Source organism: Desulfurellaceae bacterium (assembly GCA_021296095.1).
Classification (GTDB): Bacteria; Desulfobacterota; Binatia; order Bin18; family Bin18; genus JAAXHF01.
In genome coordinates, this window is record JAGWBB010000012.1 from 45,107 (window position 1) to 54,508 (window position 9,402).

Annotated in this window: 9 protein-coding genes and 2 pseudogenes; 6 read left to right on the forward strand and 5 right to left on the reverse strand. The window is 64.5% G+C overall.

Annotated elements, in window-relative coordinates; all coding sequences use genetic code 11:
* Positions 1-2: 2 nt before the first annotated feature.
* On the reverse strand, positions 3-1,196 hold the full coding sequence (locus tag J4F42_04545) for a CDP-alcohol phosphatidyltransferase family protein (protein ID MCE2484757.1): 1,194 nt from the start codon (positions 1,194-1,196) through the stop codon (positions 3-5).
* A 133-nt stretch (positions 1,197-1,329) separates the two neighbouring features.
* Between J4F42_04545 and J4F42_04550 the strand changes: the two genes are divergently transcribed.
* The 5 genes from J4F42_04550 to J4F42_04570 all read left to right on the forward strand — a co-directional run bounded on the left by J4F42_04550 (position 1,330) and on the right by J4F42_04570 (position 6,299).
* Positions 1,330-1,842, forward strand: coding sequence for an OsmC family protein (locus J4F42_04550; GenBank protein ID MCE2484758.1), 513 nt, complete (start codon positions 1,330-1,332; stop codon positions 1,840-1,842).
* A 52-nt stretch (positions 1,843-1,894) separates the two neighbouring features.
* The gene (locus J4F42_04555; protein MCE2484759.1) at positions 1,895-2,839 is read left to right on the forward strand and encodes a metallophosphoesterase; all 945 of its coding nucleotides are present in this window, start codon (positions 1,895-1,897) and stop codon (positions 2,837-2,839) included.
* Between the two features lie 47 nt (positions 2,840-2,886).
* The gene (locus tag J4F42_04560; GenBank protein MCE2484760.1) at positions 2,887-3,969 is read left to right on the forward strand and encodes a serine protease; all 1,083 of its coding nucleotides are present in this window, start codon (positions 2,887-2,889) and stop codon (positions 3,967-3,969) included.
* A 46-nt stretch (positions 3,970-4,015) separates the two neighbouring features.
* Positions 4,016-4,474 carry a hypothetical protein gene (locus J4F42_04565; GenBank protein ID MCE2484761.1) on the forward strand — a complete coding sequence of 153 codons (459 nt, stop codon included), beginning with the start codon at positions 4,016-4,018 and terminating at the stop codon, positions 4,472-4,474.
* A gap of 91 nt (positions 4,475-4,565) precedes the next feature.
* Complete coding sequence (locus J4F42_04570; GenBank protein ID MCE2484762.1) at positions 4,566-6,299, forward strand: amidohydrolase family protein; 1,734 nt, start codon at positions 4,566-4,568, stop codon at positions 6,297-6,299.
* 272 nt (positions 6,300-6,571) lie between these two features.
* On the opposite strand, the pseudogene J4F42_04575 reads toward J4F42_04570, so the two are convergent.
* The 3 genes and pseudogenes from J4F42_04575 to J4F42_04585 all read right to left on the reverse strand — a co-directional run bounded on the left by J4F42_04575 (position 6,572) and on the right by J4F42_04585 (position 8,218).
* Positions 6,572-7,198 (reverse strand): annotated as a pseudogene (locus J4F42_04575) (IS630 family transposase).
* The gene (locus tag J4F42_04580) at positions 7,156-7,641 is read right to left on the reverse strand and encodes a helix-turn-helix domain-containing protein (protein MCE2484763.1); all 486 of its coding nucleotides are present in this window, start codon (positions 7,639-7,641) and stop codon (positions 7,156-7,158) included. The pseudogene J4F42_04575 and the gene J4F42_04580 overlap by 43 nt, the downstream one beginning before the upstream one ends.
* A 154-nt stretch (positions 7,642-7,795) precedes the next feature.
* The gene (locus J4F42_04585; protein MCE2484764.1) at positions 7,796-8,218 is read right to left on the reverse strand and encodes a nuclear transport factor 2 family protein; all 423 of its coding nucleotides are present in this window, start codon (positions 8,216-8,218) and stop codon (positions 7,796-7,798) included.
* A gap of 299 nt (positions 8,219-8,517) precedes the next feature.
* Here J4F42_04585 and J4F42_04590 point away from each other — a divergent pair, with 299 nt between their 5' ends.
* Positions 8,518-8,724 carry a hypothetical protein gene (locus J4F42_04590; protein MCE2484765.1) on the forward strand — a complete coding sequence of 69 codons (207 nt, stop codon included), beginning with the start codon at positions 8,518-8,520 and terminating at the stop codon, positions 8,722-8,724.
* Between the two features lie 32 nt (positions 8,725-8,756).
* Here the strand turns inward: J4F42_04590 and J4F42_04595 are convergent.
* Positions 8,757-8,954, reverse strand: a pseudogene (locus J4F42_04595) (DUF433 domain-containing protein).
* Positions 8,955-9,402: the final 448 nt, after the last annotated feature.

Genomic DNA, 9,402 nt, shown 5'->3' on the forward strand with positions numbered 1-9,402 from the left:
CCTCAGCCCACGGGCTCCGATTCCTGCCAGGTCTGGAGGGGCTGACCACGCCAGCGTTGGCCGCACGCTTGCAGCAAACGCACACTATGAAAGGCGAGCGAACACAGCGTCCACACCGCCACCGCCACCAAACCCCAGTCCGGTCGGCCACCCAGGCTGGCCACGGACAGCAGGATGAGATTCGGATTGCGGCGGGCCGTGATCGTCCGAAACCAGGCGTCAATCGGCCGCCAGCTGTGTATTTCCATCTTGAACAGCAGCAGAAAAACGCCCTCAAGCAGACGTCCCAACACGTACCCAAGCAGGGTAATGACGAGCGCCGGCCCCAACCAGACCGCGCTGCCGGGCAGCCCCGCAGCCCAGGCCAGGTACCAGAAAGGCGGGTGGATCAGATCGAGCCCGTGGTCGAGGACATGGCCGAGTTTGCTCGTGGTAAGGCTGAGCCGCGCCAGCTTGCCATCGACCGTATCCAGAAAGGTCATCAGCCACGCCGCCAGCAGGCCGAGGCCAAAAGCACCAAGGCTGAACAGCCACGTGGCCCCAATCACCAGCAGCCAACTCAGGCCGGTGACCGCGTTCGGCCGCACGCCGGCCCGGGCCAGGATACGCACAACGGCCTGGGCCGGGCGAGGCCAGACCCACTTGGTGACCGCATCGGTAATGCCCTTGTAGGAGGCCCGGAAGAGATGGGCTTCGATCTCGCGGAGCCGCTGCGGCTGAATGGGCAGCACATAGGGGACGGCGGATTTTCGGAGGGCGGGGTTGTAGGCCGGCACCAGCTCGCCCGGGGCAAGGCCACGCAAACCAGCCTGGGAATCGTTATCCTGGAAGGTTTCGGCGCCCGACAAGAGGGCCAGGGCAGCCTCACGGTTTCGGGCCTCGACCCGGGCGGCAACGGCTCGCTGCGGGCTGCCCGGGACGAACAGGACGCTGTTGTGGGCGGCGGGTGAGTCGAGCAGGGCGCGGATCAGACGTTCGTCAAACACGTAATCGGCCCGCACGATAAGCACCTCCCCGCCCTGCACCTGAAGCGCGGCCAGCGGACCGCCGCCGATCCGGTCGGCCCGGATGCCGGCCGCCACCAGCACCCGCCGCAGACGCTCTGCGCCCGAGATGCCCCAGATTTTGAGCTCGGGTTGGTCCGGATCGGTGAGTATCCAGATGGTGGTTTGCAGCCCACTCGTCGCCTTGGCCATAGCCTTGGATGTGCCTCCCGGCGGTCTTATCATAGCCGGCGGATGTGGTATAGGCAGACCGATGAGACATGGACCGGCCTGACGAGCGGGCTGCGCTCCGACCACCCACCATCGCCACAATCTGGAGGAACACATGACCGGACAAGAACTGAGAAACCTGCAAGCGCCCTTAAAGCAGCGGTATACAGACCGGCCCGACTCGGCCCGGATCACCCTCAAAGCCCAGGCCCGACTCGGCCAGGGCATCACCTGCAAGGTTGAAACCGGCCAGGCTTTGGTTGAGGCCGGGCTGCATCCGGCGACGGGCGGTGACGGTCTGTCGGCCTGCTCGGGCGACATGCTACTGGAAGCCCTGACCGCATGTGCCGGGGTCACGCTCGGGGCGGTGGCAACGTCGATTGGCGTACACCTGCGCGACGCGACGATCCGAGCCGAGGGAGACCTGGATTTCCGCGGTACCCTGGCCGTGGCAAAAGACGCTCCGGTCGGTTTCAGCAGTATCCGGCTCAGCTTTGCTATCGATTCCGACGCTGAGCCCGAGCAGCTGGCGACCCTGCTCAAACTGACCGAGCGCTACTGCGTGGTCTACCAGACCCTGTCCGGCAGCCCCGCCTTATCGGTCTCAAGTACGCACGAGCAGCGCTGAGCCGCAGCGGACAGGCGCATACTGGCGGCGGCCGCAGAAAGGTCGGCAGCCTGTGTCGTTTACCCTGGCCCATCTGTCAGACCTGCACGTCACTCCGGTGCGCTTCGGCTGCCTGCCGTGGCGGCTCAACAAACAGACGATTGGCTGGCTCAAATGGCGTGCGCAGCGTCGCCACGAGTACCGTCCCGAAATCCTGGAGGCGCTCATCGCCGACCTGCACGGCCAGCGCCCGGACCACACAGTGGTCACCGGAGACCTGACCAACCTCGGCCTCGAGACCGAGCTGCGCGCAGCCCTGGGCTGGCTTGAGCGGCTGGGCGACCCCCGGCAGGTCACCCTCATTCCCGGCAATCACGACGCCTATACGCCGGCCTCAGCCGCCAGCCTGCAGGCCCACTGGCGAGCCTATCTGGGCTCCGATACCTCGGAGGCCGACCTCCTGTTTCCCAGCCTGCGGCGACGCGGACCGGTCGCCCTGCTCGGCGTGTCGAGCGTCGGCCCGACCGGTCTGTTGTCGGCTGCCGGTCGGGTCGAGCCGGACCAGCAAGCGCGGCTCGGGCGCCTGCTCCAGAGCCTCGGTCAGGTCTGCCGGGTTGTCCTGATGCACCACCCGCCGACCCGGGCCGGTCTGCCGCAGCGACGGCGTTTACACGACGCCCAGGCCCTCCAGCGCGTCCTTGCCGAGTCGGGCGCCGAGCTGGTACTGCACGGCCACACCCATACCACTACCTTGACCCGCATTCCGGTACCACACCGGGCGGCAATTCCGGTCGTTGGGGTACGCTCCGCCTCAGCTCTGGGTCATAAGCCCAGACGCAGCGCCCAGTACCACCTGTACAGCCTGAGCCCCGGCCAGCCCGACGGCGTGCAGATCAGTCTCCGCATTCGCGCCTACGACCCGACCTCTGGCGGTTTTCACCAGCTCGGTCCCTATCGGCTCACCCCGCTTGAAAAAAATAGCCTGCCGACTGATGTATTTTCGGTCATTTCAGCGTAAAAAGGGACGAGCAGCGTGGAACGACAGGAATAAGGAGGAATTCTCTCATGCCGCTCACTCAACGGCTGCCTCGGTCAGCGTCTCTCCTGTTCCTTGTCGCCCTCCTGGTCGTGCCCACCCCAAGCCCGGGCGATGACGACCCCATCCACACCGCCCTGTCTGCGGTCGTTCATATTCGCGCCGAAATCCCGCCGACCGCCCGCACGGCGCGTTTCCTCGGCACCCAGCGCGAAGCCAGCGGCATTGTCATTGACGCCGAGGGTCTGATCCTGACCATCGGCTATATCGTGCTTGAAGCCGAAAGCGTTGCCGTCACCAGCCTGGACGGCCGGTCGGTCGAAGCCACCCTCATCGGCAATGATTATGACACCGGCTTTGGCCTGTTACGGACCGCCCAGCCCCTGCCCGTCCCGCCTATCCCGCTCGGCCTGTCGGCCGAGTTGGCCGAGCAGACCGAGGTCCTGGTGGCCAGCTACGGCGCCCTGGAAGCCGTCCGCCCGGCCCTCGTCACCGCCCGACGGGAGTTTACCGGCTACTGGGAATATCTGCTGGAAAACGCGATTTTTACCGCTCCCCCACACCCCAATTGGGCCGGGGCGGCGCTGATCGGACCGAGCGGCCATCTGCTCGGTATCGGCTCGCTGTTTGTCGGCGACGCCCTCCAGGGCGAGCCCAGCGAGCAGCGTCTGCCCGGCAATATGTTCATTCCGATCGACCGGCTGAAACCCATCCTGCCGGCTCTGCTGGCCACCGGCCGGACGCCCAAGCCGCCCCGTCCGTGGCTGGGTCTGTTTACCGAAGAGATCGGCGGTCACCTGTTCATTTCCGGCACCATTCCCGAGGGACCGTCAGCCCAGGCCGGCCTGAGACCGGGCGATATCATCGTCGGGGTCGGGGACCGGACGGTCAGCGGTCGATCCGAATTCTACCGCGCAGTGTGGGCCCAGGGCGAGGCCGGGGTCGAGGTCCCGCTCCAGATTCTGCGCGAGTCTGCCATCCAGACCCTGCCGGTACGCTCGCTGGACCGCGACCAATATTTTCAGACCGAGCAGGCTCCGCAGCCCCGCAATCCCGAAGCCCGCTCCGCGAAAGTCCGGCCCCAGCCCTGGTCCGCGCCCTGGAGCGGTTAGGACACGTGCGAGACCAGAAGCGAGTACGATCTGCAGGAAGACACGCTTGTCCGTCACAGCCGCAGCCTTCGGCTTGACTCTCAGCCTGGCCCTCACCGCTAGCGTCTACGGACAGGGCGGCTCGGGTTACGGAGTCGGCTCGGGCAGCAACCCCTGGGACGACAACTCCAGAACCCCGTTTGAAATCACGATGAGCGGTTTTCTGAACACCAAGCCCGAGGAGGGCAATATCGAGGTCGTCACCCTCGGCATCAGCTCCTTTGGCGAACAGTACCAGTACGAGATCATGGATATTGCGGCGCCCAACTATCCCCAAATGAGCACCAGAATGATTCTCCAGAAAGTCGGCCAGCGGGGCATCGACTTCAACCTGATCGGCCCCAGAGCCCTGCTGTCCAAAATCGCCCAGTCGCCGCCCGGCACGCCGCTCAAGATCGTCGGCCTGTTTGAACAGAACCGCCAGCGCCTGCGGCTGACGGACGTGACAGTGCCAGGCATGGAGTGAGCCGCGCGACGGCTCTTGCCCTGCCGGGTGGGCATGCTTTATACAGGGAAGCGATTCAATCACGACGCAACAATCGGAGGAGGGAGTATACATGGCGACATACGATATCCAGCTCAAGGACGGCACTGTTGTTGACGGCACCCGGGTGCCGCGCTACCGGGCCGACGTGTGGATCAAGGACGGAAAAATCGCCCAGATCGGTGGGCAGGCGCCGGGGTCGGCCAAACGGGTGATCGACGCCGACGGCCTGATCGTCGCGCCCGGTTTTGTCGATCTGCACACCCATTACGACGCCCAGATCCGTTGGGACCCGTACTGCACAATCTCGGGCTGGCACGGGGTGACCTCGGTCGTGCTGGGCAACTGCGGCTTCGGCTTTGCGCCGGTCAAGCCCGATTTCCGGGAACGCTCGATGCTGACCATGACCCGCACCGAAGCCATTCCGTATGACGCGATGAAAGCCGGCATGGACTGGGACTGGGAGACCATTCCGGAGTATCTCGACTCGCTCGACCGCTCCGCCAAGGGCGTGAACTGCATCCAGTACATGCCGACCGCCTCGCTGATGACCTACGTCATGGGCCTTGACGCGGCCAAGAGCCGCCCGGCGACCGCAGCCGAGCGTCAGGAAATGCAGCGGCTGCTCGACCAGGGCATGGATGCCGGCCTGTGCGGCTTTTCCATCCAGCGTCTGGGTCCGGACTCGACCCAGGCCGATTACGACGGCTCGCCGATGGTCACCGATATCATGGATGACGCCGACATTCTGAACCTGGCCGAGGTGCTGCGCCGACGCGACGAGGGCTTTATCCAGATCACCCAATCGACCGGCACCATCAAACAAGACCTCAACTTTCTGGAAAAACTGGCCGAGGTCGCCCAGCGCCCGATCCTGCATAACGTCATTGTCGCGGCCCGCAAAGACCCCAAGGTCCACCGCCGCAGCCTGGACTGGCTGGAGCGCTGCCGGGAGCAGGGTCTGCCGATCTTCGGCCAGACCGGAACCCACCGGACCGGCTTTGCCTTCACCCTGGAGCACTGGAACCTGTACGATGCCAGCCCGGCCTGGCGGGAGCTGACGACCGGCACCAAGCAGGAAAAGCTGGCCAAAATGAAAAACCCGGCCCTGCGTGAGGCGGTCAAGCGCGAAACCGAAGAGGCCGACCGCAAGCTGCAAGTCATTCAGGCCGGCGTTGGCGGCGCCATCCCGACCCTGATCGTCCAGAGCGCCAACAACCAGACCGATCTGGAGCAGTACGTCGGCAAATCAATCGGCCAGATCGCCCAGGAGCAGGGCAAAAATCCGATTGACACCATGCTCGACCTGTCGATCGCCGGCGACCTGAACGTCGAATTCCTGGGCCCCAACCGCGGCTTTAACGCCGACTACACGGCCGAGATGATTAACGATTCCCGGTTCACCGTTCCCGGCGCGTCCGACGGTGGAGCGCACACCAAGTTCTTCACCGGCGGCGCCTTCACGACCGATTTTCTGCGCTGGCTGGTCCGCGACGAGCAGAAGGTCAGCCTCGAAGAAGCCCACTATCGGCTGTCGGCCCTGCCCGCCCACGCGGCCGGCTTCCGCGACCGCGGCACGCTGCGCGAGGGCGCTGCGGCTGACGTGGTGGTCTACAACCTGGACGAGCTGGACATTGAGCCGGACTGGATTGGGGAAATCACCTACGACTTCCCGGGTGGCGAGTGGCGGCGCGTACAGCGGGCCAAAGGCTACCGGGCGATTATCGTCAACGGCCAGACCACCTTTGAAGACGGCCAGTGCACGGGCAACACCTCGGGTAAGTTGCTGCGCCACGGCCACGCTTAAGCCCGACACTACACTCTGGGCCTGGGGCCGCAGCCCTGCGGCCCGTTCCTCATCCGGCCAGCCGAGGGCGGCTGGCCGCTCTATCACACTACAGCCTGAGCCGTATCGCCTCCCGTCGCCCGCACTCTGCCCGAGCGCAGTGCATTGAGGAGGGCTGCCTCATCCGCCAGACCGCCCCGAAGCCCCACACTGAACATTCTTCGGCCGCCCGGCCGTTTTGCCTAAAACCGCTCAGGTGGCGGCCAGGCGACCGAGCCCGTAATACGGATTCTTCATGAGGAGTATCCATTAGCGAGGTGAGCAGCCGCGACGAAGTAGGGGAAGCCGGTCAGGGAGCGGACCCGAGCGGCGGTGTAGTGCCGGAGGCGGGTCGTCAGGAAGGTCGATAAGGCATCTAAGGAGGTGGGCTGCCGAGGGGCGAGCCAATCTTTGAGATCGCGCCAGAGGCGTTCGATCGGATTCAACTCCGGGGCATAGGGCGGGAGGAAGAGGAGGCCGACATTGGGGGGCAGGCGCAGGGAACGGGCCTTGTGAAAGGCGCCATTATCGAGGACGAGGAGATGGAAGTGGGCCGGCGCCGTGGCAGCCAACTGCTCCAGGAAGAGCTGAAAGAGAGAGCTGGTCAGCGCGGGCAACTCCAGAAAGAAGCTCTGGCCCGTCGTCGGTTCCACGGCCCCATACAGATAGAGACTCTCGAACCGATAGGCAGCCGGGACCACGGGCTGCAGGCCCCGGGCGGTGATCCGGCGGCGCACGATAGGCAGCAAGCCACACCGACTTTCATCCTGGGCCCACACCCGGCACTGCGTATAGCCGGCGCGCCGGGCCTGGCGCACCCGGTGGCGGAGGTGCTGCGCTAGGGTCCGGCGGAAGCGGGCGACCTCAGCAGCGTTTTTTTGGGATGCGCCCGCCGCGGTGCTTTGGGCTTGGCGCCCAGCTTATAGCGGACCAGCCCGTGGACGGTACTGTAGCAGAGGTGCACGTGGTGCTCCTGGGCCAGATAGCGCTGAATCTCGCCGTAGCTGGTAAAGCCCCGAGGCTGCGCTAAGCGCTGGTGGAGGTGTGCCAGGACCGCCGGGGGGAGAGTGCTCCGTTTCCCGGGCGCTGTCTTGATGGTCAGCAGCGCGCGAAGCCCGCCCGCTTCATACTGGGTTAACCACGCCCGGATGGTATGGCGATGGACAGCGAGGAGGGCAGCCAGAGCGACGCGGGATGCCGCTTGGCCACTCGCCAGCAGATACAGCGCTTGTAAGCGTTGGCGCTTGCGGGCCTCGGGCTCCGCTCTCACCCGCCTTTGGAGTTGCTGGGGGCTTTCGGTAATCACAGGGAGGGCTTTGTTCATAGCCCGCCATCGTGCCCCTCCTAATGGATACCTGTCAAACAGAAATAATATAAGTCCCTGATTTTCCTGATCTCGCTCCCCTCCGATCCAGACCTTGCGTCTGAGAACGCGCAAAGTGTCCACCTTGGCCCGACCGCTGGTCGCGGCGGTGTTGTCACCGAAGTTGGGCAGCGACAAAGGCGTTCAAAGAGGGATAATCAAAGTAATCGGTATGGCGAATCACCCGCCCCTTTTGGATCTGCAACACGGTGAGTCCTTCGGCTTTGATCTCCACCGTCTCATTTTCGGGACCGCCAAAATACTGGGCGGGCGCGGTGCCTGTGATTTCAACATACAGCACCACGCGGTCGTTCGACGCAAAACTCTTCACGATACGGACCGTGGTGTCCTCCCTGAGAGAGGGCGCCATATAGTCTAAAAAGGAAGCGAGCGAATCCAGGTGAGAGGAGAGACCACTCCCAGCAAGAGCTGTCGGGTCTTCAAACACCATATCCGGCGCAGCTACTGCCCGCACCTTCTCAAACTCTTTACCATACAAGGCGCGGTAATACGCCTGAGCGACGTCTATAGGGGTCATGGGGAGACTCCCTGCCGTTGGTGTGGTGAGAAAGAAGAAACTGAAGAGCACAGCGCCAACTCTCGGTCCTTTTTTCATGCGTACGCCTTTCTCTTTCTACTATCAAGCGGTTGCTCGAACAGTGCCCGCTCCACATCTTACGTCCGAGAAGGTCCCATCTGTCAACTACCACTCTGTCAACTACCACTGCACACCACCCCTGCGGACCCGAGCAGGGGCGCGGTCAGACCGCTATCTCCTGGTACTCCCCCGGCTGCATCCGGCTGATCGTCTCGCGAATCGTGGTGACATGGGCCTGGATGCGGGGCCAGGACGTCGAGCGCAGCACCAGGATGGGCCAAGCGCCGCCCGAACAGATTCTGTTGATGACGCAGCTGTTGGTCCGTGGTGATGAGCAGGTCGTAGCCCTCGGCTTCGGCACGATCCAGCAGGTCCCCATTGCGGAGCGTTGCCCACCCCAGCTCGAAGGCCGTGTCGACGGTGTGCCCGGACAGACTCCGCCGTAGGGGAACCGGCGTGCCCTGGTCAAACAGGACTTTCATGCCGGGCCGGAAGCCGTCAGCGACTGGGCCGCATGCTCCAGGACGGCGGCGGCTTGCCAGCTCGCCACGCCGGGGAACCACGCGAGGAACTGGTCCAGCGTCGCCCCGTCTTTGAGATTCTCGAACAGCGCGGTGACCGGCACCCGGGTGTCGCGAAAGACCCAGGCCCCGCCACACGTGCCCGGCTCGCGTTCGACGGCCGGGCAGGCTCACCTCCTCCTCTGCATAGCGGAGGAGACCGCCTGACCGCAAGTTCCTTCGTGGTGGTGGGACCGTGGCGCTGGAAGGCGCGGATTTTCCTGCGCCCGTGCGCGGCCGCTCCGTCAGCTGCGTCCGAGTACGCCCAAAGTGTTACCTTTGAGAGAGCGGACGGAGCGCCTTGGTCCTGGGTTCCTCGCTCCAGCCTTTTCCCCGTGATTTCCCCTCATTTCCTCCCAAACTGCACCTTCCCACGGTGTGTTTGCCGCCTCCCCGGCCCAGCGAAACCGGCCGGAGGGCTTTTCCTCTACCTCGTCTTTCCCCTCCTGGCTCTGGTTGTCTCAAGCGAATGTCAGCGAAACCGGGTGGATAGCATACAGCCACGAAGGACCTGCCGACCCAAGCAGGGTCGAGAAGGGAGTGCGATCATGGCAACGTACGCAC